Genomic DNA, 23,087 nt, shown 5'->3' on the forward strand with positions numbered 1-23,087 from the left:
GCAGACGGGCCCTCCCGTACCGAGGTGTGGTACGGGAGGGCCCGGATGCTGGACACGGGGCCGTTCGGGGCCCGGTGGCGGGGTGGGTCAGGCGACCGGCTCGGACACCTTGTTGAAGGCGGCTCCGCGCGGGTTGCGCTTCTTGAGCACCAGGTACGAGGCGCCCAGGATCAGGCCCCACAGCGGGGCGCAGTACAGCGAGACGCGGGAGTCCTTGTCGATGCCCATCATCACGATGACCATGCCGATGAACAGCAGGGCGAACCAGCTGCTCCAGGGCGCTCCGGGCGCCCGGAAGGGGGACTGCGGCAGCTCGCCGCGGTCGGCCTTGGCGCGGTAGCGGATCTGGCAGACCAGGATCATGATCCAGGCCCACATGCCCGAGATGGTGGCGAAGGAGACGACGTAGTCGAAGGCCTTGCCCGGGGCGACGTAGTTGATCCAGACGCCCACCAGCATCAGCGCGGCGGAGAAGGTGGTGCCCACGAGCGGGGTGCCGCTCTTGGTGAGCTTGGTGAAGAACTTCGGTCCCTGGCCGTTGAGGGCGAGGTCGCGCAGCATGCGGCCGGTGGAGTACATGCCCGAGTTGCAGGAGGACAGGGCGGCGGTCAGCACGACGAAGTTGACGATCGCGGCGCCGACGCCGAGGCCCATCTTCTCGAAGGCCAGCACGAACGGGCTCTCGCCCGCCTTGAAGTTGGACCACGGGATGACCGACATGATCATGATGAGGGCGCCGACGTAGAAGACGGCGATGCGCCACGGCACGGTGTTGATGGCCTTGGGCAGGGTCTTCTCGGGGTCCTTGGACTCGCCGGCGGTGACGCCGACCAGCTCGACCGCCAGGAAGGCGAACATGACGATCTGGAGGGTCATCAGCGTCTCGCCGATGCCGTTCGGGAAGAAGCCGCGGTCGCTCCACAGGTTGGAGACGGAGGCGGTGGCGGCGGCGTCGGAGAAGCCGACGGTGAGGATGCCGGCGCAGATCAGGATCATGCCGACGATGGCGGTGACCTTGACCATCGAGAACCAGAACTCAAGCTCGCCGAAGAGCTTCACGGAGATCAGGTTGGCGGTGTAGAGGATGACCGTGAAGATCAGCGCGTAGGCCCACTGCGGGAAGCTGTCGTGGGTCCAGTACGACATGTACTTGGCCGCCGCGGTCACCTCGGTGATGCCGGTGACCACCCAGAAGAGCCAGTACGTCCAGCCTGTCGCGTACCCCCAGAACGGGCCGAGGAACTCCCGGGCGTAGTCCGAGAAGGAGCCCGAGACCGGGCGGTACATCAGCAGCTCGCCCAGGGCGCGCATGATGAAGAAGATGACCAGGCCCGCGATGGCGTAGGCCAGGATCAGGCTCGGGCCGGCCTTCGAGATCGCCTTGCCGGCGCCCAGGAAGAGGCCGGTGCCGATGGCTCCGCCGATCGCGATCATCTGGATCTGGCGGGCTCCGAGTGCGCGGTGGTAACCCTCGCCGCCCTCGGCCGCGGCGCCCTCTCCGGGCGTCCTGTCGTGCTGCTCGACCTGCACAGAGGTCATGTCTTGGTGCGCCTTTCTCCACGCCGACCCGCGCCTTTGAAGGCTGCGGATCGGGTCCTCGATCCCCCCGGATACGGATGGAGTTGCACCCGGCGGTCAGCCGGTTCAAGCGGGCCGGGGGACATGGGTGGCGCCCCGTCGGCGGTCGTGAAGATTTATCACGGGCTTATGGGTGACCGAGGTGTGGAAATGTGATGTGCGACACATGGAATTCGGAACAAAAGTCCTGCAACGCATCAGATCACCGCAACGCGGTGATCTGATCGTTATCCGGATTTGAGCGTCCGCTGAGCGAACATTCGCCGAACAACGCCCGCCCGGCCGACTCAGAGGGTTTCGATGAGCGTCTCCTGGAGGCCCCCGAGCCACAGGTAGGCCATCACCATCGGCTTGCGCGGATCGTCGTCCGGCAGCCTGAAGAGCATCGCGCTCTCCTCGTCCTCGGTGATGTCCAGGCGGGCCGCGATGGTCAGGCGCAGGTCATTGAGCGCGCCAAGCCAGCGCAGCGGGAGCTCCCCGGTGAGCTCCAGCACGGCCGCCCCGTCGCCGCCCGGGACGAGCCCGTCCAGGCTGCGCACGACGCAGAGGGCGTCCTCCCGCTTGCGGCTGCGCAGGTCGTTCTCGGTGAACCGGCGGAATTCCGCCGACCGGTCGGCGAGCTCGGCCGGGTCCACGCCCTGGTCCTCGGGGCCGGGGCCGCCGTAGGCGTCGGGGAAGAGCCGGATCAGCGCGGGGTCGGAGGGCCGCTCGGTGGGCCCCGCGTTGCCCTCGGCGAACAGCACGGCCAGCGGGTCGGCGTCCTCGTCCGGCTCGGGCGCACCCGGGCCGATGAGCTCCAGCAGCTGCACGGCCAGCGAGCGCAGGATGGAGATCTCGATCTCGTCCAGCGCGATGGTGGCGCCGCCGCCCTTCAGGGCTTCGAACATTCCGGCGGAGCGCCCCATCAGAAGCGGTCCTGGGAGAGGGTCGCCCACAGGCCGTAGCCGTGCATGGCCTGCACGTCGCGCTCCATTTCCTCGCGGGTGCCGCTGGACACGACCGCCCGCCCCTTGTGGTGGACGTCGAGCATCAGCTTGTGCGCCTTGTCCTTCGAATAGCCGAAGTACGCCTGGAACACGTACGTCACGTAGCTCATGAGGTTGACCGGGTCGTTGTGCACCAGGGTCACCCAGGGAACGTCGGGTTCTGGGACCGCGAAGGTCTCTTCGGCCGACTCGGTGCGTTCGATCTCAATGGGAGCAACACTCACTCGTCCCATGCTGCCACTGTGACCGGCCGGTCGCACAAACGGGTCCCGAGATCTCGTCACTTTGACGAAATGTGCGCTAGCATCCGTGACATGAACCCTGCGGACCTGGGCCTGCCGGTGGACGTGCCGTCGACAGCGCTCTTCACGGATCATTACGAGCTCACGATGCTGCAGGCCGCCCTGGCGAACGGCACCGCCGACCGCCGCTCGGTCTTCGAGGTCTTCACCCGGCGGCTGCCCGAGGGGCGCCGCTACGGGGTGGTGGCGGGCACCGGCCGCGTCCTGGACGCGGTGGAGAACTTCCGCTTCGACAGCGCGGTGCTGGAGTTCCTGCGCGAGCGGGCCGTCGTCGACATGCGGACGCTGGACTGGCTGTCCTCGTACCGCTTCTCGGGCGACATCTGGGGCTACCCGGAGGGCGAGGTCTACTTCCCCGGCTCGCCGCTCCTGCGCGTCGAGGGCAGCTTCGCCGAGTGCGTGCTGCTGGAGACCGTGATCCTGTCGATCCTGAACCACGACTCGGCGATCGCGGCCGCCGCCTCCCGGATGGCCTCGGCCGCCGGCGAGCGGCCGCTGATCGAGATGGGCGCCCGGCGCACCCACGAGCTGGCGGCGGTGGCGGCCTCCCGGGCCGCGTACGTCGGCGGCTTCACCTCCACCTCGGACCTGGCGGCCGGCTTCCGGTACGGGATCCCGACGGTCGGGACCTCGGCGCACGCCTTCACGCTGGTGCACGACACCGAGCGGGACGCGTTCCAGGCCCAGGTGGCCTCGCTGGGCGGCGGGACGACCCTGCTGGTGGACACGTACGACGTCGCCGAGGCCGTACGGACGGCCATCGAGGTCGCCGGGACGGGGCTGGGGGCGGTCCGGATCGACTCCGGCGACCTGCTGCTGGTCGCGCACCGGGTCCGGCAGCAGCTGGACGAACTCGGGGCCACCGGGACGAAGATCGTGGTCACCTCCGACCTCGACGAGTACGCGATCGCCTCGCTGGCGGCCGCGCCGGTGGACGCCTACGGGGTCGGCACGCAGCTGGTGACGGGCAGCGGGCACCCGACGTGCTCGATGGTCTACAAGCTGGTGGCGCGCGCAGCGTCGGCGGACCCGAAGGCCCCGCTGGTGCCGGTGGCGAAGAAGTCCTCCGGCGGCAAGACCTCGATCGGGGGCCGCAAGTGGGCGGCGCGCCGCGTGGACGCGGAGGGCGTCGCCGAGGCCGAGGTGGTCGGGACCGGGCCGGTGCCGTCGGCCCTGGCGGACCGGCAGCTGCTGGTCCAGCTGGTCAAGGCCGGTGAGGTGGTGGCCCGCGAGCCCCTGGAGACGGTCCGCGACCGCCACCGCGAGGCCCGTGCCGGACTCCCGCTTTCCGCGACGCAGCTGTCCCGCGGCGAGCCGGTGCTCCCGACCGAGTACGCGTAGCGGACCCCCGGCCCGCCCCTCGCCAGGTTCGGGGAGGGGCGGGGCGGGGGAAGAGCCCGCGCAGCGGCAATCACGACAACCGAAGGACCGACATGCACCGCGCACTGATCGTCGTCGACGTACAGAACGACTTCTGCGAAGGCGGCAGCCTCGCGGTCACCGGCGGGGCCGATGTCGCCGCCGCGATCACCGAGCTCATCGGGCAGGCCACGGCCGGCTACCGGCACGTCGTCGCGACCCGCGACCACCACGTCGACCCCGGTTCGCACTTCGCGCACGCCCCGGCCGAGCCGGACTACGAGACCTCCTGGCCGGTCCACTGCGTCGCCGGCACCGAGGGCGTCGGGTTCCACCCGAACTTCGCGCCCGCGGTCGCCTCCGGCGCCGTCGCCGCCGTCTTCGACAAGGGCGCGTACGAGGCCGCGTACAGCGGGTTCGAGGGCGCCGACGAGAACGGCACCCCGCTCGGCCAGTGGCTGCACGACCGGCAGGTCACCGAGGTCGACGTCGTCGGGATCGCCACCGACCACTGCGTGCGGGCCACGGCCCTCGACGCCGCCCGCGCCGGCTTCGCCACGCGCGTGCTGCTGGACCTGACGGCAGCCGTGGCCCCCCACACCGCCGCACGGGCGGCGGAGGAGCTCCGCTCGGCCGGGATCGAGCTCGTCGGCGAGAGCCCCCGCCAGAGCCCGTGACGGGCCCTTGCCCGGCCGGGGGCGGCCAGCCGGACCCGGCCGGGCGCCCGACCTAGTGGCCCAGGAGGGTCCGGATCGGGTGCCAGAGCTCCTGGGCCCGGTCCGGGGCGCCGCGCCACAGCAGCCCGTCGGGGTGGTGCAGGACGGCCGTGACCTCGTCCGGGGTCGGCGGCTGCGCGTTGCCGCGCAGGTACACGGCCCGCATCCCGAGGTTCCGCAGCCTGGTCAGGGCGCGGGCCCGGTTCGCGGCGTGGACCAGCACGCGGACGTTTCCGCCCTCGCCGCACGGCCTCGGCAGCGTGAGCGCGACCACCACGCTGCCGCCCGGCAATCTGACGAAACCTCCACCTGGCATGATCTTCAGCTCCCCCGTCAATAAGAAAACTCGCAACCGCATCTAAACGCGATCGGCCGCCGCCCGCTAGAGGGCGACGGCCGATCATGCTTTGACCTGTGGGTTTGCCGAATTACTTGGCGGCGGGCCCGACCTCGATCGTCATCTGGAGACCGTCGTACGTCTCCTTCGCGATCTTGATCTTGGTGTTGGTGTCAGCGACCTTCACCGAACCGGTCGGGTTCTCGTCGTAGTAGTACTTGCCCTTGTGGTCGTCGAAGACCAGGTTCGTGGGCTTCGGCTTGACGAAGAGCGACTCACCGTTCTTGTGCAGGGTGAAGGCGTCCGTCGAGTACGCGCTGAACGGCGCGTCGTACGGCTGGATCTTGTTGCGCAGCAGGGTGCCGTCCGACCACTTCATCGGCTTGGCGTTGGCGTCGATCGGGAGGATCAGACCCTGGCCCGGGTGCTGGCTGGTGTTGTTGTCCTTCTGGGACTTGTCCCACAGCCAGATCAGCAGGCCGTCCTGGTAGGGGTAGTGCTCGACCCAGCCCGGCTTGGAGTTGGCCCAGCCGAAGTTGTACGGGCCCACCTTGAGGGTGGAGTCGTACGAGACGTAGCGGCGGTTCTCCGCGATGTAGTACTGCGGGTACTCCTTGGTGAACCCGCCGCCGACACGGGAGAAGCCCTTGCCGGTCCAGCCGTTGTCGCCGTTCTCGGCGCCGTCGGTGAACAGGGTCTGGCCGTCCGCGGTGATCGCGAGGGCGTCGGCCGTGAAGCCCTTGCCGCCCGCGCCGCCGTCCGTCTGGTAGCGGAAGCGGAGGTCGATCTTCTTGCCGGCGTAGGCGTCGAGCGGGAACTTCAGGTCCTGCCAGCCGCCGGAGGCGTCGGTCAGACCGGCGTTGCCCGCGGCGTCGGCCGGGATGGCCTTGCCGTTGGCGGTGCCGCCCAGGACGGTCCAGGTGGCGCCGCCGTCCGTGGACACCTCGGTGTAGAGGTAGTCGTAGTCCTTCTCGATGTCCCACCAGCCCTTGAGGCCCAGTGCGGCGGAGGACTTGCCGGTCAGGTCGACCGAGCGGGTGAGGGTGTTCTTGAGGTCGTCACCCATGTTGCTCCACCACTGCGAGGAGCCCTCGGCGGGAGCGACGATGTCGGTCTTGACCTGCTTCTTCGGCAGCTCGACGACCAGCGCCTGCTTGTCCTTGGTGTTGTACTCCGACACACCCAGCTTGTGGGTGGACTTCGTCGCGGCCTTGGCCGTGTCGTAGTTCAGCCAGCCCAGCTGCAGCTTGTCCCAGGCGGTCATGTCGCCCGGCATGTCGCCTATGGAGTCCTTGCCCTCGCCGAGCCAGGAGCCGGCGGACATCAGGGACCAGAAACCGACCGAGTTCTCGCCGCCACCGGAGGTGTCGTAGAGGTCCGGCAGACCGAGGTCGTGGCCGTACTCGTGCGCGAAGACGCCGAGGCCGCCGTTCTCCGGCTGCATCGTGTAGTCGCCGACCCAGATGCCGGTGTCGCCGATCTGGGTGCCGCCGGCCTTGTTGTTCGCCGGGCCGGTCTTGCCCGCGTCGGTGCCGTAGGCGTACCAGCGGTGCGCCCACAGGGCGTTGGTGCCCTGAACGCCGCCGCCGGCCGACTCGTCCTCGCCCGCGTGGACGATCTGGAAGTGGTCGATGTAGCCGTCGGGCTCGTTGAAGTTGCCGTCGCCGTCGTAGTCGTTGCGGTCCCACTGGTCGTACTGCGCCAGCGTGGCCTTGATTTCGGCGTCGGACTTGCCGGCCTTCTTCTGGGCGTCGACCCACGCGTTGACGCCGTCGCGGACGGTGTCCCACACATTGGCGCAGTTGGTCTGGCCGCAGTAGTTCGAGCCGTAACGGGCCTCATTGTTCGGGATCTTGACCCAGTCGGCGACCTGGCCGTCGACCGAGTAACGACCCGAAGAGGTCTTCTCGTAGTAGGTCTTCAGCGAGTCCTTGCCCTTACCGGTACCGAAGTACAGGTCCTGGAAGTAGTCGCGGCTGAAGTCCTTGCGCCAGGCCGTGCTGTTGTTGTTGGCACGGTCGGGCTGCGCGATGGTGTTGTGCGCCGGACCGGGGGTGCCGCCGTACTTCGGGACGGCCGGCTTCGGGCCGTCCGGACCGTCCGGGTCGAACATGGTCGCGTTGTCGACCTGGTCGCCGAACTCGACGAGGATCGTGAAGATCTTGTCGGTCTTCTCGCGGCCGAGCTCGACGTACTTCTTGTCGTCGAGCTTGACGACCTTGGAGGCGCCGCGCTGCTCGACGGTCTTCTTGCCGGACAGCACCTGGTCCAGGGCGGCTTCGCGGGCTTGCGCCTGCTGGTCGCTGAAGGGGCCCTTCAGGTTGTGCTGGACCTGCTCCTTGGCGGGAGCGGTCGGGTCCTGGCGTTCCGCGGCGGGCGCGGTCAACGGCGCCTCGGAAGCCTGGGCAGTGACGAGGAAGGCGCCGGAAGCCGCGGTCGCGGCCAAGGTCACACCGACGGCTGCGGCACGCAGCGCTCGTCGACGACTGGAATTGCTGGTCACTTGATGTCGTTCCCCTCCCGCGGCCGCGACACAGGTCGGAACGTCTCCATAGGAGCGGGGGGTTCCGCGCGGCGCGCGTCTCAAGTGACGACATTTGACCGGAGAGTCTAAAGAAAAGACAGACCTTGACTTCTTCCTTACAACTGCACTATGCGGTCAGGGAGTTCCGCTATCCGGACGTTCCTCTGCCATACGGGACGAAGGGCGCGTCCTGACCACATGGTGGGACGGGGAATGAATCCGTGCGCCCCCCGTGCTCCGGGCACCGTGGGTTAGGTCACGCTTACTAGCGGTTCCGCCCGGGAATCCCTCGACGTAGAGTCACTTGCCGCGCGACCTCGTTGACGACCTAGTTGAGCAGACTCCCCCTCCCCGCCTTGAGGACGGATATCGCCATGCCGCGTCCGACTGCCGCCCAGTTGTTCTACGGGTCCGCCACCGTAGTCGTGTCGACGATCGCCATGCTGCTGCTCTCACAGACGAGCACGGGGCGCGGGATCGCCGTCATCGCCACCGCCGCACTGGCCCTCGGACTGCTCGTCGCGCTCACCGCGGCGAGCCCCCGCCGCCGCGGCCGCCACGCCTCATCGGCCGGGGCCGCGGGATCCACCGCCCGTACCCCCGCCGTTTCCCCCGGTGTTGCCGAAATCACGTCCGAAATCACGCCCGGGACCACGCTCAGAGCGACGCCCGGGCCGGTCCCGGCAGACGCGCAGGCGGCCGTCCGGGTGCCTGAACCCCGGACGGCCGCCGCCGAACAGCCGGTGCACCACTGAGCCGTACGCCGCCCTTCCGCCGTACGCCGGTGCCCGTCGCTATGCCGCGCTCACCACCACGGTCTTGCCCACCTTGTCGTGGAGTCCCTGCTTGTACGGCTTGTCCACGAGCATCGACACGATCAGCGCGATCGGCCACAGGCAGAAGCAGCAGAGCAGGGTCGGCAGCCAGAGCACCGCGGCCCGGGACAGGGCGGGGCCGGACTGCGGCACGCTGCCGTCGTTGAGCATCGCGACCCGCAGCCCCATCGCCTTCTTGCCGATGGTCTTGCCTTCCTTCTTCGTGAACCACCAGTCGTAGCCGACGTACAAGACGATCGAGATCAGCGTCATGATCAGACCGGTGCCGCTGTACGACTTGGTGAAGACCTCGCTGACGTCCTCGCCCTTGTTCGTCTCGACCATGTACCGGTTCGTGCCGAACGCCAGCTGGATCAGGAACAACGGGATCGCCACGATGATCACGTCGATGATCCGTGCGGCGAGCCGTTTGCCGAAGTCCGCCAGCGGGGGCATCCCGGCGAGCGGATCGGGCATGCCGTAGCCGCCGCTGCCACCGTACGGGTCCCCCGGCGGGGGCGGCGGCGGGGGCGGCGGGTATCCGCCGCCGCCTCCCCCTCCTGCGCCCGCGCCGCCGTACGGGCCGCCGGGCGGCGGGGGCGGCTGGCCGCCCGGCGGCCGGTCGTACGGTGAACCGCCCGACGGGGGCGTCGGCTCCTGGGGCTTCTTCAGGAACGGGTCGTCCTCGGGCGGCTGGCCCGGCGGCGGCTGATCGGTACTCATGGCCCGAGTCGAACCCGGCCCGGCGAACCCCGCAACGGGACGGCGTCCGTTCGGGGTACGCGGCCCCCGACGGCTGCGGACCCCGCCACGCGGCGGGGCCCGCGGGCGGGCCTCAGCGGGCCACGTACGTCTTCGCCGCCCGGTCGTGCCAGCCCCGGCGGCGGGGGCCGTCCCCGAGGCACCAGAGGCTGCCGGGGAGCCCGAACAGCGCGTACACGAGCCAGCGGCACAGGGCCGCGGCGAACGCGGGCGGGCGGAGCGTCGCGGCGGACAGCACGCGGACCCCGAGGAGCTTCTTGCCCGGGGTGCGTCCCCAGCGGGCGGTGGGCAGCACCTCGTAGAACACCCCGAAGAGCAGTACGGCGCCGAGGACGAGCCCCAGGTACCCGGCGATGGTGGCGTCGAACAGCCACACGGTGGTGGTCCGGCCGCTGCCCTTGGCGGCGTCGACCTTGGCCTCAAGATGGGCGGTGGCCGCGGGGAGGAGGGGCCAGGCGGTGCCCGCGGCGACCGCGGCGAACACCAGGGTGTCCAACAGGCGGGCGACGGCCCGGCGGAAGAGCCCGGCGGGGCGCGCGGCCCGCTCCGCCATCCGCTCGAACACGGCCCGCTCGGTGGGCCGGGAGACGGACGGGCGGTCCGCCTCCGGGGACGCCCCGGCCTCCGCGGCTGCCCGGGAGGGGGCCTCCTGCGCGGCCGGCGCCGGAACCGCTGTCGCCGCAGGTACGGAGCGGACCGCCGCGGCGTTGGCGGCCTGCGCTGCCTGGGCTGCTGCTGCGGCCTCGGCTGCCGCTGCGGCCTCGGCGTCGCGGTCCGGCGCGGGCGCAGGCGCAGGGCGGCGGACCACCGGGGGCTCGGGCTCGGGCTCGGGCCTCGGCGCCGGGTCGCGCCGTACCGGGGACTGCGGCCAGGAGGAAGTGAGCCCGGACCCGGCGCTGCCGCCGGGCGCGGCGGGCCACTCGGCCTGTACGGGAGCGGGGGCGGGAACCGGAGCCGGAGCGGGGGCGGGCGCGGGGGCGGGAGCAGGAGCCGGGGCCGGGGCCTGGCCGACCGGGGAACGCGCCGACAGGATGCCCACGCTCTCGGCGGAACCCCGGGCCGCCGCGGCCGGCGCGGGGAACCGCTCCGCGGTCGCCGCCGCGGCGGACGGCGTACGGGCGAAGGACACGCCCGGTCCGCGTTCGGCCCGTTCGGCCCGTTCGGCCGCGTCCAGCGGCTCCGGGCGCGGCCCGCGGCCCGGCGAGATCCCCGCCGGGCGGGCGGGCGCGTGCCCCGCGTCGGGCTCCGGCTGCGGGGGGTTGCCCCAGGACACCCGGTGGTCGCGGGGGCCGCCGAAGCCGGACTGGTGCAGGGGATCGGCCTGCCAGGACGGGGCGGGCGCCGGCACGACCGGGGCGGCGGGCCTCGCCACGGCTTCGGGCCGGGGATCGGGCCGGGGATCGGGTTCGGGCTCGGGCTCGGGTTCGGGCAGCGCCTCCGTCACGCCGGTCTCGTCCAGGAACACCGGGCCCGTCTCGTCGGACCGGGCGGCGGGGCGGCTCGTACCGGGCACCCAGTTGAGGCCGTTCCAGTACCGGACGAACCCGGGGATGGACGGATCGGGGTAGTAGCCCTCGCGGGCCGCGTGCTCGCCGTCACCAGGGGAGGCCGTCAATGTCCCCAACTCCGATCGTGGCTTGAGGCTTGTGCAGGGGAGGACCATAGCCAAGAACCGTGCCCCGACAGGTCCGGTAACGGGAGAATCCAAGCCTTTGAGCGAATGCCGCCCCTACGGCAGTTTTCAGCCATACGACAGGATCAGGCCAATCGACGGTTCGGTGCGCGAAGTCGCGTCATACCCGGGCACACGGGTGCTCTCTCCAGGTGTGGGGCGCGAACCCGGCCCCGCGACACGCACCGGAGAACCCGAAGTGAGGCCGTCATGCACCACCCCGTCGTCGAACGCGAGCTGGAACTCAAGCTGGTCCTGTCCCCCGAGCGCAGCATCGCCGTCCCGGCCCGGCTGGTCTACCTGACGGACGACCCGTACGCCGTGCACATCACCTTCCACGCCGGCTCCAGCACCCCGGTCAACTGGACCTTCGCCCGCGAGCTGCTCGTCGAGGGGGTGTTCCGCCCGTGCGGCCACGGGGACGTCCGGATCTGGCCCACCAAGGTCGACGACAAGGCCGTCCTGTGCATGGCGCTGACCTCCCCCGACGGCGACGCCCTGCTGGAGGCCCCGGCCGGCACGGTGTCGGCGTGGCTGGAGCGCACGCTGCGCGTGGTCCCGCCGGGCACCGAGGCCGAACGGCTGGGCCTGGACGACGCGCTCGCGGAGCTGCTCGCGCCGACCCCGGCCGACGACCTGTGGATGCGGGACCCGTGGCCGTCGGACGAGTCGGCGGACGGTGACCTGTGATGCGGGGCCGTCTGCGTCTCGTGCGTCCCGTACGCGTCATACCCGACGGGCGGTCACCAGGCCCGGAAGGGTCAGAAGCGTCAGAAGGGTCAGAAGGGTCAGAAGGGTCAGAAGAGCTTGCCCGGGTTGAGCAGGCCGAGCGGGTCGAAGGCCTGCTTGACCGCCCGCTGCATCTCCATCCCCACCGGCCCCAGTTCACGGGCGAGCCACTCCTTCTTGAGCACCCCGACCCCGTGTTCGCCGGTGATGGTCCCGCCGAGGGACAGCCCCAGCGCCATGATCTCGTCGAAGGACTCGCGGGCCCGCCGCGTCTCGTCCTCGTCGGCCGGGTCGAAACAGACCACCGGGTGGGTGTTGCCGTCGCCGGCGTGCGCACAGACCCCGATGAGCAGGTCGTACGTCCGGGCGATGGCGGCCGTCCCGTCCAGCATCTCGGCGAGCCGCGAGCGCGGTACGCAGACGTCGTCGATCATCGTCGCCGGCCGCAGGGCGTCCAGCGCGGTCAGCGACATCCGGCGCGCCCGGAGCAGCAGTTCGGACTCCGCCTCGTCATCGGCGGGCACGACGGCGGTGGCCCCGGCGGCCGTGCACAGGTCACCGACGGCGGCGAGGTCGTCGGGCGCGTGCGGGGTGTCGAAGGCGGCGAGGAGGAGGGCCTCGGTGGAGTCGGGGAGCCCCATCTTGCCGAGGGCGTTGACGGCGCGGACGGTCGTACGGTCCATCAGTTCCAGCAGCGAGGGGGTCAGTCCGGCCTCCATGACGGCGCAGACGGCGGCGCAGGCGGCCGCGGCGGAGGGGAACTCGGCGGCCAGCGCGAGCTGGCGGGGCGGCGCGGGACGCAGGGCGAGGACCGCCTGGACGACGACGCCGAGGCTGCCTTCGGAGCCGACGAACAGCCGGGTGAGGTCGTACCCGGCGACGCCCTTGGCCGTGCGCCGGCCGGTGCGCAGCAGCCGACCGTCGGCGAGGACCACGTCCAGGCCGAGCACGTACTCGGCGGTGACCCCGTACTTGACGCAGCACAGGCCGCCGGACGCGGTGCCGATGTTGCCGCCGATCGTGCACTGCTCCCAGCTGGAGGGGTCGGGCGGGTAGGACAGGCCCCGCTCGGCGACGGCCCGTGAGAGCACCGCATTGACGACGCCGGGTTCGACGACGGCGATGCGGTCGACGGTGTTGATCTCCAGGATCCGGTCCATCTTGACGAGGGAGAGCAGGATGCAGCCGTCGGAGGCGTTGGCGGCGCCCGACAGGCCGGTGCGGGCACCCTGCGGGACGACGGGGACCCGCAGGGCGGTGGCGGTGCGCAGGACGTGCTGTACCTGTTCGACGGTGCGGGGCAGGACCACGACCGCCGGGGTGCCGGCGGCGCAGAAGTTGGCCATGTCGGTGGCGTAGGAGGCGGTCACCTCGGGGTCGGTGAGGAGGGCCTCGGCGGGGAGCCCCTGGAGGAGGCTCGCGCGCAGACGTACGGAGAGATCGTCGTCCATGACATCCATGTGCCCAGCGTGGCACCCGGGGCCATCGGTGTGAACACGGCGGCGACGGGCTTCGGACACCTCGGCGAACTCTTCATATTGACGCACAGTGACCCCATGGACCGTATCGACCGTATCGACGAGGAAGCGCACCAGCCCGCGCCATCCGTGACCTTCACCGGCCGCAAGACGCTCGTGGCGGCCGGGGTCGCGGTGGTCCTGATCGCCGGGGCCCTGCTGATCCGGCCGGCCCGCCAGGGCGACGACGCCCGGCCGCCGGGGCCCACCGAGCGGGCCGCCTCGGCGGTCGGCATGGGGGCTCCGGCCGCGGCGGTGGACCTGACGGCTCTCGTCGCGGACCGGGAGAAGTGGGTCGCGGGGCACGCGAAGGACGACGCGTCCTGGGCGGTGCTCGGCGCGGCCTATCTGGAGCAGGCGCGCCGGACGGCGGAGCCCGCCTGGTACCCGAAGGCCGAGAAGGCGCTGAAACGGTCGCTGGAGATCCGCCCGGCCGAGAAGGGCAACTTCGACGCGATGACGGGCATGGGCACGCTCGCCAACGCCCGGGGCGACTTCGGTACCGGGAAGAAATGGGGCGAGCTCGTACGGGCGCAGGCGCCGAAGCGGTGGGCGGCGTACCCGGTGCTGGTGGACGCGTACACGGGCCTCGGCGACTACAAGGGCGCCGAGCGGTCGCTGGAACAGCTGCTCGACCTGCGGCCGGGGCTGGCGGCGTTCATCCGGGCCTCGCAGGTCTACCGGGACCGCGGCTGGCGCGAGGACGCGACGATGGCGATGGAGCACGCGGGGGGTGCGGCGAAGTCGCCGGCGGAGAAGGCGTACGTACTGTTCCGGCTCGGGGAGCTGGCCTGGGAGCGGGGGGACGCGGCGGAGGCCCTGCGCCAGTACGAGGGCGCGCTGCGGGCGGACCCGGCTCAGGCGGAGGCCCTGGGCGGTCGGGCCAGGGCCCTGGCCGGGCTGGGCCGCGGCGGGGAGGCGGTCCGGGACTACCGGATGGCGCTGGGCCGGGCGCAGGTGCCGAGGCTGGCGCTTGAGCTGGGCGAGCTGCTGGACGCACTGGGACGCGGCGACGAGGCGAAGGTCCCGTACGACATGCTGCGCACGGCCGCTGCGCGGGGCGCGGCGGACGGCGTGAACGAGACGGTGGTCCTCGGCCTGTTCGAGGCGGACCACGGGGATCCGGCGGTTGCGGTGCGGCGGCTGACGCAGGAGTGGTCGCGGCACAAGGGCATGCAGGTGGCGGACGCGCTGGCGTGGGCGCTGCACAAGACGGGCGACGACACGGGGGCGCTGGAGTACGCGAAGAAGTCGACGGACCGGGGGGTGCGGAGCGCGGACTTCGCGTTCCACCGGGCGATGATCGAGCGGAGCCTGGGCGACGACGCCGGGGCGCGCCGCCACTTGCAGGAGGCGCTGCGGACGAACCCGCGCTTCTCCCCCGTCCGGGTTCCGCAGGCGAAGGAAGCCCTGGCCTCGATCGGCCAGCCGGTGCCGGGCGGCCCGGAGAACATGCAGCCGCGCACCCCGTGGGTGGCCCCGGAACTCCCGAAGGCGGAGAAGCCGAAGCCTGCTGCGGCGCAACCGAAGCCGCCGGCCACGAAACCGAAGCCGTCCCCGCAGCCGAGCCCCCCGGCCAAGACCTGAGACCGCCGGTCGGACCCGGTCGGACCCGGCCGCGCCGGATCCCGCGCCGGATCCGGCCCCGCCGGCGTTCGAGGCGCTGGGGGTCCGGGGGCGGAGCCCCTGCAACGGCGCTGCGGACAACTCCGCCCGACCGCCGGGGGCAATGGCCGGGCCCCCCGCGCCGGCAGGGGCGCGGGGGGCCGGGGAGCCGCGACCTACAGGTTGCCGCGCTTGGCCTGCTCGCGCTCGATCGCCTCGAACAGGGCCTTGAAGTTGCCCTTGCCGAAGCCCATCGATCCGTGCCGCTCGATGATCTCGAAGAACACCGTCGGGCGGTCCTGCACCGGCTTGGTGAAGATCTGCAGCAGGTAGCCGTCCTCGTCGCGGTCGACGAGGATCTTCAGCTCGCGCAGGGTCTCCACCGGCACGCGGGTCTCGCCGGCCCACTCGCCGAGGGTGTCGTAGTAGGAGTCGGGGGTGTCCAGGAAGGCCACGCCCGCCGCCCGCATCGACCGCACGGTCGCGACGATGTCGTTGGAGGCGAGCGCGATGTGCTGGACGCCGGCGCCGCCGTAGAACTCCAGGTACTCGTCGATCTGCGACTTCTTCTTCGCGATCGCCGGCTCGTTGATCGGGAACTTGACCTTGAGGGTGCCGTCCGCGACGACCTTCGACATCAGCGCCGAGTACTCGGTCGCGATGTCGTCGCCAACGAACTCCTTCATGTTCGTGAAGCCCATGACCTTGTTGTAGAACGCGACCCACTCGTTCATCCGGCCGAGCTCGACATTGCCCACGCAGTGGTCGATGGCCTGGAAGGTGCGCTTGGCCGGGGCCTCGACCATCGGGTCGACGGCGACGTAGCCCGGCAGGTAAGGGCCGGTGTAGTCCTTGCGCTCCACCAGCGTGTGGCGGGTCTGGCCGTAGGTGGCGATGGCGGCGAGCACGACCGTGCCGTGCTCGTCCTTCACCTCGTACGGCTCGTCCAGGCCGCGCGCGCCGTGCTCGACGGCGAACGCGTATGCGGCCCGCGCGTCCGGGACCTCGATCGCGAGGTCGACCACGCCGTCGCCGTGGTCGGCGACGTGCTCGGCGAGGAAGCGGCCGTGGTCCGTGGTCGCCTTGATGACCGAGGTCAGCACGAAGCGCGCGGCGCCGTTGGTCAGGACGTAGCTGGCCGTCTCGCGGACGCCGTTCTCCGGTCCGGAGTAGGCCACGAGCTTCATGCCGAACGCGGTGGAGTAGTAGTGCGCGGCCTGCTTGGCGTTGCCCACGGCGAAGACGACGGCGTCCATGCCCTTCACCGGGAAGGGGTCGGCCTCACGCGCGGTGTGGGGGATGGTTTCGAGGTTCGCCAGAGACTCAGTCATGACCGCAGAGTCCCGCCGATCCACAAGCTGCGCAATAGTTTCCTATTTGGCTGTACACACTGCCCAGCCGAGGCGGAGGATGGCTGAAAGATCTGTGCAGTATGACCACCCCGCGGAGCGGCCCGGAGGCAGCCATGGGAATCGACGAACTCGACGGCCGGCTCATCGTCCTGCTCGCCCGCGAGCCCCGGATCGGGGTCCTGGAGGCCTCGCGCCGGCTCGGCGTGGCCCGCGGCACCGTGCAGGCCCGCCTCGACCGGCTCCAGTCGAACGGGGTCATCCGCGGCTTCGGCCCCCAGGTGGACCCGGCGGCCCTCGGGTACCCGGTGACCGCGTTCGCGACGCTGGAGATCAAGCAGGGCCAAGGAGCCGACGTACGGGCGCACTTGAACGGCGTACCGGAGGTGCTGGAGCTGCACACGACCACGGGGCACGGGGACATGCTGTGCCGGCTCGTGGCCCGGTCCAACGCCGATCTGCAGCGGGTGATCGACCGGGTCGTCGGCTTCGAGGGGATCGTGCGGGCCTCGACGGCGATCGTGATGGAGAACCCGGTGCCGCTGCGGGTGATCCCCCTCGTGGAGCAGGCGGCGCACGAGGGCTGAGCCGTCCGGGTAGTTCCAAAGAAGGCGTTGCAAAGAAACCCTTGCATAGAAGTCTTTGCAACTCTACGGTTGTGCCATGCCCGAAGAGCCGGAAGCCCCGGAACCACCACTGCCGCCTGGACCGCCACTGCCGCCCGAGCCACCGCTGCCACCGGCGCCTCCGGATCCTCAGGTCCGCACGCTCGACGCCCGCTCCCTGCGCGGACTCGCCCACCCCCTGCGCATGCGCATCCTGGCCGCCCTGCGCCACGACGGTCCCGCCACCGCGTCACAGCTGGCGGAACGGCTCGGGGAGTCCAGCGGGGCCACCAGCTACCACCTGCGCCAGCTCGCCGCGCACGGGTTCGTCGAGGACGCGCCGGAGCACGGCAAGGGCCGTGAGCGCTGGTGGCGGGCCGCCCACGACGGCACCCGGTTCGACGAGGAGCTGATGTACGCGGAGGACCCGGCCACGCGTGGCGCGGCGGACCTCTTCCTGCACGAGATCGCGACGATCCACACGCAGGAGATGAGCACCTGGCTCGGCACGGCACACACCTGGTCCCCGGACTGGCGGCGCGCCTCGGACCTCAGCGACTTCACGCTGCGCCTGACGCCCGACCAGGCGCTCGAACTGATCCGCAAGGTCCACGACCTGATCAACGGCTACCGCGACCTGCCGCCCTCGGAGGGCACCGAGATGGTCCGCTTCCACACGCACGCGTTCCCGCGCGCCGGCGAATAGCACGCCGCCGATCCGATCGCCGGTCGATCCCCTTCCCTCCCCCGCATCTCCCGCACTTCCCGCATCTCCCGTATTCCCGCATCTCCCGCAGAAGGAGTCCTGCCGTGCACGCCTTCACGCCCGCCGAGATCCACGCCGAGACGCACGCCGCCCGTACCACCGCCCTCGCCGCCGAGGCCGCCGCCTGGCGCCTCGCCCGCGGGAGCGGCCCCGCCGCCCAGGCGTCCCCGGTCCTCGCCGTCTCCCCCGCCCTGCGCAACCGGATCGGCGAGGCCCTCGTCGGCGCCGGGATCCGTCTGATGCAGCCCGAGCACGTCCACGCCCGGATCACCCGCGCCCCGCACGCCGCCGCATGAGCCGGCGGCCCCTCGCGGCCGTCCTGGCCGCCAACACCGTTTCCATAGCCGGCACTTCGCTCACCTTGATCGGCGTCCCGTGGTTCGTGCTCCAGACCACGGGCAGCGCCGGCCGGGCCGGGTTCGTCGCCTTCTGCGCCACCCTGCCCGTCGTCGTGGCCGCCCTGGTCGGCGGCCCCGTCATCGACCGGATCGGCCGCCGCCGGGTCTCGGCGGCCTCCGACCTGATCTGCGCCCTGTCGGTCGGCGCGATCCCGCTGCTGCACTACGCGGGCGTGCTGGAGTTCTGGATGCTCTGTGCGCTGATGGCCGTCGGAGGCCTCGTGCACACCCCCGGACTGACCGCCCGCGGCGTCCTGCTGCCGAGCCTCGCCGAGCACGCCGGCACCACCGTGGGCCGCGCGGCGAGCCTGTACGACGCGGTCTCCCGCGGAGCCCGGATGATCGGGGCCGCGCTGGCCGGCGTACTGATCGCGGCCTTCGGCGCCGAATCCGCCCTGCTGCTGGACTCGGCCACCTTCGCGGTCTCCGCGCTGCTGGTCACCGTTTTCCTGCGCGGGGTCCCGGCCGCCGAACCGCTACCGGGCGCTGGGAAGACCTCCTTCGCCGGCTACCGGGCCGAACTGGCCGAGGGCTGGACCTTCCTGACCCGTTCGCGCCTGCTGGCAGCCATCACCGTGATGGTGATGATGACCAACGGCCTGGACCAGGGCTGGTCCGCCGTCCTGCTGCCCGTGCACGGCCGCGAGGCCCTCGGTGGCGCCACCGCGGTCGGCCTGCTCGTCTCCCTCTTCGGCGGCTTCGCACTGCTGGGCGCCCTGCTCTACGGGGCGTGGGGCGAGCGCTTCCCCCGCAGGACCGTCTACGCGGCCGCCTTCCTGCTGTGCGGTGCGCCCCGGTACGCCGTGGCCGCCTTCACCGACACCCCGCTGCCGCTCGCGGTGACGATGGCCCTGTCCGGGCTCGGCGCGGGCGTCCTCAACCCGATCCTGACCGCCGTGATCTACGAGAGGGTCCCGGACGAGCTGCGCAGCCGCGTCTCGGGTGTGACGATGGCGGGCTGTGAGCTGACCATGCCGCTGGGCGGGCTCGCGGCGGGCCTGCTGGCCGACGGGTTCGGGGTGAGGGGCGCGCTGCTGCTGTTCGGCGGCGCGTACCTGCTGGCCACGCTCGCACCGCTGGTCTTCCCCGCCTGGCGCACGATGGAGCGGCCGACGGAACCCACCGCGGAACCTACGGCGGAGCCCGCCGCGGAACCGGCCGGGGTCAGCAGGACGGAACCTGCTCCCCCCGGTTCAGCGCACGCAGCGCCTGCACCGCGTCCGTCAGCGTAGTGACGGGGATCAGCCGGAGCCCCTCCGGAAGTTCCGACCGGGCGTCGGAGCACTCCGCCTCCGGTACGAGGAACACGCTCGCCCCGTCGCGCTGCGCGGCCTGGGTCTTCAGGGCCACGCCGCCGACGGCGCCGACCTTGCCGTCCTCGCTGATGGTGCCCGTACCGGCGATGGTGCGGCCGCCGGTGAGATCGCCGCCGCTGCCGTCGCCGTCGATCTTGTCGACGATGCCGAGGGAGAAGAGCAGGCCGGCGCTCGGGCCGCCCACATCGGCGAGGTTGAGCTCGACCTTCACGTCCTTCGGGTCCTTGTGGAGGTGACCGAGGGCGGCCTGGGTGGCCGTCGACTGCGACTTGGCCATTTGCTCCAGGTTGTGCGCCTCGATCTCCTTGTCGCTTCCGCCCGAAGGGTAGACCGCCTCCTTGGGCATGACCGCCCGGCTGCTGTCGAACCAGTCGTCGAGCAGCTCGGGCAGCTTCACCGTGGTGGAGGGACCCGTGGCCTGGATGGTAGTCATCCGGAGCTGGCCGGTGGTCTGCCGGGTCGGGGTGCCCGTCACGGAGATGACGGGCTTGCCGTCGCGGGCACCGAGCACGTCGGCCGTGAGCCCCGGCTGGGCGATCACGAAGGGCAGCGGCGCGAAGGCCGCGGCGGCGAACAGCCCGAGCACGGGCACGGCGCAGACGGCGAGGGCGGCGGGACGCGGCAGACGTGTGAGGCGAGAGAGCACCCGGTCAATCTATCGGGCGCCCCCGGCGGCCCCGCCCCCGCCGGGCGACACGCACCGGCGCGGGGCTCCGGCTTCGGCGCGCCGCGTCGGCGCGGGGCTGCGGAGCAAGGGCGTCAGCGCAGCGCGTCGGCGACCTCTCGGGCCGCGTCCACGACGCGCGGGCCGACCCGCTCCGGTACGGCGTCGGCCAGCATCACGACGCCCACGCTGCCCTCCAGCCCCGTGATGCCCACGAGGGGCGCTGCCGCGCCACTGGCGCCCGCTTCGAGCTCCCCGTGCGTCAGCGTGTACCCGGGCTCGATGAGCGTGCCCTGACGGGCGGCCAGAATGGCCCGCCCGGCCGCGCCCCGGTCCAGCGGGTGGCGGAAACCGGGCCGGTAGGCCACGTGGTAGTCGGTCCAGGTCGGCTCGACGACGGCCACGGCGAGCGCCTCGGTGCCGTCGACGAGGGTCAGGTGCGCGGTGGCGCCTATGTCCTCGGCGAGGGACCGCAGCGCGGGCAGGGCCGCCTCGCGCACCAGCGGGTGCACCTGCCGCCCGAGCCGCAGCACCCCGAGCCCGACGCGCGCCCGGCCGCCGAGGTCGCGGCGGACCAGGGCGTGCTGCTCAAGGGTGGCCAACAGGCGGTAGACCACGGTGCGGTTCACACCGAGGCGGTTGGAGAGCTCGGTGACGGTCAGACCGTGGTCAGTGTCGGCAAGCAGTTTGAGGACTCTGAGTCCTCGGTCCAGAGTCTGGGAGGTTTCCGCGGTCACGACGCCTCTCCCTCTCTCGGTGAGCGGCGGTGACTCTCTGGGTGGATGCGGCGCCGGTCCGACGGCGACGCACGAGAGGCCGCCGGTAGCGGCCATGGCACCGGCTGCGCTCCCGCGGCGGCGCTGCCACGGGGCGTTCGATGCGGGGACATTAGCGAGCGGGTCCGCTCAGCGGAAGGGCTCGTCCAGAATCCGGGCGCCAACTACCCCTTTGTGTCGGTTCACGATCGCCGGGGGAGTCGTTTCGTGACCTCGGCCGGCCCGTTGGGCCTGTGCGATCCGCTGACACCGATCACGGTCGTGCGCCCCCGGCGGCGCGGGCCTCGGCCCGCGCGACGGACACGGAACGTGACGGGTTTCCGTACGAAGCTCCGCACGCCCCGCCCCCACGGTCCGTACGAACGGCCCGTGCGAACGGTCGACGCGGGCCGGCCTGGGCGGGCCGTCAGGGGCGGGGCGGGCAGGGGCGGGGCGGGCAGGGGCGGGCGGACCGTGGGCTCACCGCATCCGGGTGGCCCACTCCTGCACCTTCTTGATCCGCTCCCGCAGCTGCCCCGCCGTGGCCTCCGCGCTCGGCGGTCCGCCGCACACGCGGCGCAGCTCGGTGTGGATCACCCCGTGCGGCTTGCCGCTCTGGTGGACGTACGCGCCCACCATCGTGTTCAGCGACTTGCGCAGCTCCAGCAGTTCCTTGTGCGAGACCACCGGGCGCCGGTCGGCCGGCAGCTCCAGCAGGTCCGCCTCGGTGTCCGGCTTGCGGCGGCTGTGCGCGATCTGCCGCGACTGCCGCTTCTGGAGCAGCATCTGCACCTGGTCCGGCTCCAGCAGACCCGGGATGCCGAGGTAGTCCTGCTCCTCCTCGCTGCCGGGGTGCGCCTGCATGCCGAACTCGGCGCCGTCGTAGAGCACCCGGTCGAAGACGGCGTCGGACTCCAGCGCCTCGAAGGACATCTGCTCGTCCTCGCCGGTGTCCTCGTCCTCCTGCCGGTTCGCCTCGTCCATCTCCTTCTCGGACTCGGCGTAGGGGTCCTCGTCGCCCTTCTTCTTCGGCTTGTCGAGGACGTGGTCGCGTTCGACCTCCATCTCGTTGGCGAAGCCGAGGAGGTAGGGAATGGTCGGCAGGAACACGGAAGCCGTCTCGCCGCGCCTGCGCGAACGCACGAAACGCCCGACGGCCTGCGCGAAGAACAGGGGCGTCGAAATCGTCGTGGCGTAGACGCCGACCGCGAGGCGCGGTACGTCGACGCCCTCGGACACCATGCGGACGGCGACCATCCAGCGGTCGTTGTTCGCGCTGAAGGTGTCGATGTTCTTCGAGGCGCCGGTGTCGTCGGACAGCACGACGGTGGCCTTGGTGCCGGTGATCTCGCGGATCAGCTTCGCGTACGCGCGCGCCGCGTCCTGGTCGGCGGCGATGACCAGGCCACCTGCGTCCGGAATGCCCTTCCGGACCTCCGTCAGCCGCTGGTCGGCGGCGCGCAGCACGTTCGGCATCCAGTCGCCGCGCGGGTCCAGCGCGGTGCGCCAGGCCTGCGAGATGGCGTCCTTGGTCATCGGCTCGCCGAGCCGGGCGGCGATCTCGTCGCCGGCCTTGGTGCGCCAGCGCATGTTGCCGCTGTACGAAAGGAAGATCACGGGCCGGACGACGCCGTCGCCCAGGGCGTTCCCGTATCCGTAGGTGTAGTCGGCGGAGGACCGCCGGATCCCATCGTTCCCCTCCTCGTACGTGACGAAGGGAATGGGGTTGGTGTCGGACCGGAAGGGGGTACCGGTCAGCGCGAGCCGCCGGGTCGCCGGGTCGAACGCCTCCTGGCAGGCCTCGCCCCAGGACTTCGAGTCACCGGCGTGGTGGATCTCGTCGAGGATGACGAGGGTCTTGCGCTGCTCGCAGCGGTTGCGGTGCAGCATCGGACGTACGCCGACACCCGCGTACGTGACGGCGACCCCGTGGTAGTCCTTGCTCAGCGGCCCGGCGGAGTACTCCGGGTCCAGCCGGATGCCTATCCGGGCGGCGGCTTCGGCCCACTGCTTCTTCAGGTGCTCGGTCGGCGCGACGACGGTCACCTGCTGCACGACGTGGTGGTGCAGCAGCCAGGAGGCGAGCGTCAGCGCGAAGGTCGTCTTGCCGGCGCCGGGCGTCGCGACCGCGAGGAAGTCCCGCGGCTGGGTCTCGATGTACCGGTCCAGCGCACCCTGCTGCCAGGCGCGCAGCTTGCTGGCGGTACCCCAAGGGGCACGGCCGGGGAAGGCGGGTGAGAGGTGGTGGGAGGCGGTAGTAGTCACGGTCTCCGGTTCGGGCTCTCGGTGGCGGTCGTACGTAGGACAACCGGGCCACCCTACCGGGGCGCGC

Annotated in this window: 21 protein-coding genes; 9 read left to right on the plus strand and 12 right to left on the minus strand. The window is 71.6% G+C overall.

All coding sequences use genetic code 11. From position 1 onward, the window contains the following. Positions 1-87 precede the first annotated feature (87 nt). The 3 genes from OG974_RS17410 to clpS form a co-directional block, all read right to left on the minus strand. The gene (locus OG974_RS17410; protein ID WP_327283622.1) at positions 88-1,539 is read right to left on the minus strand and encodes an amino acid permease; all 1,452 of its coding nucleotides are present in this window, start codon (positions 1,537-1,539) and stop codon (positions 88-90) included. A 326-nt stretch (positions 1,540-1,865) separates the two neighbouring features. Further along, a complete protein-coding gene (locus tag OG974_RS17415) occupies positions 1,866-2,483 on the minus strand; it encodes a DUF2017 domain-containing protein (RefSeq protein ID WP_327283623.1) in 618 nt (205 codons plus the stop codon). After that, on the minus strand, positions 2,483-2,797 hold the full coding sequence (gene clpS, locus OG974_RS17420; protein WP_229339364.1) for an ATP-dependent Clp protease adapter ClpS: 315 nt from the start codon (positions 2,795-2,797) through the stop codon (positions 2,483-2,485). Before clpS ends, OG974_RS17415 begins: the two co-directional genes overlap by 1 nt. 81 nt (positions 2,798-2,878) lie before the next feature. On the opposite strand from clpS, the gene OG974_RS17425 reads away from it, so the two are divergent. Both OG974_RS17425 and OG974_RS17430 read left to right on the plus strand, forming a co-directional pair. Continuing rightward, a complete protein-coding gene (locus tag OG974_RS17425; protein WP_327283624.1) occupies positions 2,879-4,207 on the plus strand; it encodes a nicotinate phosphoribosyltransferase in 1,329 nt (442 codons plus the stop codon). A gap of 92 nt (positions 4,208-4,299) precedes the next feature. Continuing rightward, entirely contained in the window at positions 4,300-4,902 is a 603-nt protein-coding gene (locus OG974_RS17430) for an isochorismatase family protein (protein ID WP_327283625.1), read from the plus strand. Positions 4,903-4,954: 52 nt separating this feature from the next. Here OG974_RS17430 and OG974_RS17435 read toward each other — a convergent pair whose 3' ends face one another. Together OG974_RS17435 and OG974_RS17440 are read right to left on the minus strand one after the other, a co-directional pair. After that, the gene (locus OG974_RS17435; RefSeq protein ID WP_327283626.1) at positions 4,955-5,257 is read right to left on the minus strand and encodes a hypothetical protein; all 303 of its coding nucleotides are present in this window, start codon (positions 5,255-5,257) and stop codon (positions 4,955-4,957) included. Positions 5,258-5,369: 112 nt separating this feature from the next. Beyond that, positions 5,370-7,781: an immune inhibitor A domain-containing protein gene (locus OG974_RS17440; RefSeq protein ID WP_327283627.1), complete on the minus strand. Its 2,412-nt coding sequence runs from the start codon at positions 7,779-7,781 to the stop codon at positions 5,370-5,372. A gap of 395 nt (positions 7,782-8,176) precedes the next feature. Between OG974_RS17440 and OG974_RS17445 the strand changes: the two genes are divergently transcribed. Continuing rightward, positions 8,177-8,557: a hypothetical protein gene (locus tag OG974_RS17445; protein WP_327283628.1), complete on the plus strand. Its 381-nt coding sequence runs from the start codon at positions 8,177-8,179 to the stop codon at positions 8,555-8,557. Between the two features lie 39 nt (positions 8,558-8,596). Here OG974_RS17445 and OG974_RS17450 read toward each other — a convergent pair whose 3' ends face one another. Both OG974_RS17450 and OG974_RS17455 read right to left on the minus strand, forming a co-directional pair. After that, complete coding sequence (locus tag OG974_RS17450; protein ID WP_327283629.1) at positions 8,597-9,340, minus strand: RDD family protein; 744 nt, start codon at positions 9,338-9,340, stop codon at positions 8,597-8,599. 112 nt (positions 9,341-9,452) lie between these two features. Further along, the gene (locus OG974_RS17455; protein WP_371643666.1) at positions 9,453-10,994 is read right to left on the minus strand and encodes an RDD family protein; all 1,542 of its coding nucleotides are present in this window, start codon (positions 10,992-10,994) and stop codon (positions 9,453-9,455) included. Between the two features lie 267 nt (positions 10,995-11,261). Here OG974_RS17455 and OG974_RS17460 point away from each other — a divergent pair, with 267 nt between their 5' ends. After that, positions 11,262-11,741, plus strand: coding sequence for an SsgA family sporulation/cell division regulator (locus tag OG974_RS17460; protein WP_327283631.1), 480 nt, complete (start codon positions 11,262-11,264; stop codon positions 11,739-11,741). A 107-nt stretch (positions 11,742-11,848) separates the two neighbouring features. Here the strand turns inward: OG974_RS17460 and OG974_RS17465 are convergent, their stop codons facing one another. Next, positions 11,849-13,231 (minus strand): FAD-linked oxidase C-terminal domain-containing protein, encoded by a 1,383-nt coding sequence (locus OG974_RS17465; protein ID WP_327285659.1) that lies wholly within the window; start codon positions 13,229-13,231, stop codon positions 11,849-11,851. Between the two features lie 105 nt (positions 13,232-13,336). Between OG974_RS17465 and OG974_RS17470 the strand changes: the two genes are divergently transcribed. Continuing rightward, positions 13,337-14,884, plus strand: a complete 1,548-nt coding sequence (locus OG974_RS17470; RefSeq protein ID WP_328762890.1) for a tetratricopeptide repeat protein — start codon at positions 13,337-13,339, stop codon at positions 14,882-14,884. Between the two features lie 194 nt (positions 14,885-15,078). Here OG974_RS17470 and hppD read toward each other — a convergent pair whose 3' ends face one another. Next, positions 15,079-16,233, minus strand: coding sequence for a 4-hydroxyphenylpyruvate dioxygenase (hppD, locus tag OG974_RS17475; protein ID WP_327283633.1), 1,155 nt, complete (start codon positions 16,231-16,233; stop codon positions 15,079-15,081). A gap of 134 nt (positions 16,234-16,367) precedes the next feature. Between hppD and OG974_RS17480 the strand changes: the two genes are divergently transcribed. From OG974_RS17480 to OG974_RS17495, 4 genes are all read left to right on the plus strand, one after another. Continuing rightward, positions 16,368-16,838 carry an Lrp/AsnC family transcriptional regulator gene (locus tag OG974_RS17480; RefSeq protein ID WP_030299924.1) on the plus strand — a complete coding sequence of 157 codons (471 nt, stop codon included), beginning with the start codon at positions 16,368-16,370 and terminating at the stop codon, positions 16,836-16,838. A 76-nt stretch (positions 16,839-16,914) separates the two neighbouring features. After that, the gene (locus OG974_RS17485; protein WP_328762892.1) at positions 16,915-17,562 is read left to right on the plus strand and encodes a winged helix-turn-helix domain-containing protein; all 648 of its coding nucleotides are present in this window, start codon (positions 16,915-16,917) and stop codon (positions 17,560-17,562) included. A gap of 104 nt (positions 17,563-17,666) precedes the next feature. Next, on the plus strand, positions 17,667-17,918 hold the full coding sequence (locus OG974_RS17490; RefSeq protein ID WP_327283635.1) for a hypothetical protein: 252 nt from the start codon (positions 17,667-17,669) through the stop codon (positions 17,916-17,918). Then, the gene (locus OG974_RS17495; RefSeq protein WP_327283636.1) at positions 17,915-19,252 is read left to right on the plus strand and encodes an MFS transporter; all 1,338 of its coding nucleotides are present in this window, start codon (positions 17,915-17,917) and stop codon (positions 19,250-19,252) included. The genes OG974_RS17490 and OG974_RS17495 overlap by 4 nt, the downstream gene beginning before the upstream one ends. Here OG974_RS17495 and OG974_RS17500 read toward each other — a convergent pair. The 3 genes from OG974_RS17500 to OG974_RS17510 all read right to left on the minus strand — a co-directional run bounded on the left by OG974_RS17500 (position 19,185) and on the right by OG974_RS17510 (position 23,020). Next, on the minus strand, positions 19,185-19,982 hold the full coding sequence (locus OG974_RS17500) for a S16 family serine protease (RefSeq protein WP_327283637.1): 798 nt from the start codon (positions 19,980-19,982) through the stop codon (positions 19,185-19,187). The two genes, OG974_RS17495 and OG974_RS17500, sit on opposite strands and share 68 nt — an antisense overlap. Before the next feature lie 113 nt (positions 19,983-20,095). Next, positions 20,096-20,737: an IclR family transcriptional regulator gene (locus tag OG974_RS17505; protein ID WP_054222485.1), complete on the minus strand. Its 642-nt coding sequence runs from the start codon at positions 20,735-20,737 to the stop codon at positions 20,096-20,098. A 498-nt stretch (positions 20,738-21,235) separates the two neighbouring features. Next, the gene (locus OG974_RS17510) at positions 21,236-23,020 is read right to left on the minus strand and encodes a DEAD/DEAH box helicase (RefSeq protein ID WP_327283638.1); all 1,785 of its coding nucleotides are present in this window, start codon (positions 23,018-23,020) and stop codon (positions 21,236-21,238) included. Between the last annotated feature and the right edge of the window lie 67 nt (positions 23,021-23,087).

Origin of the sequence: Streptomyces sp. NBC_00597, assembly GCF_041431095.1 — a bacterium.
Classification (GTDB): Bacteria; Actinomycetota; Actinomycetes; order Streptomycetales; family Streptomycetaceae; genus Streptomyces.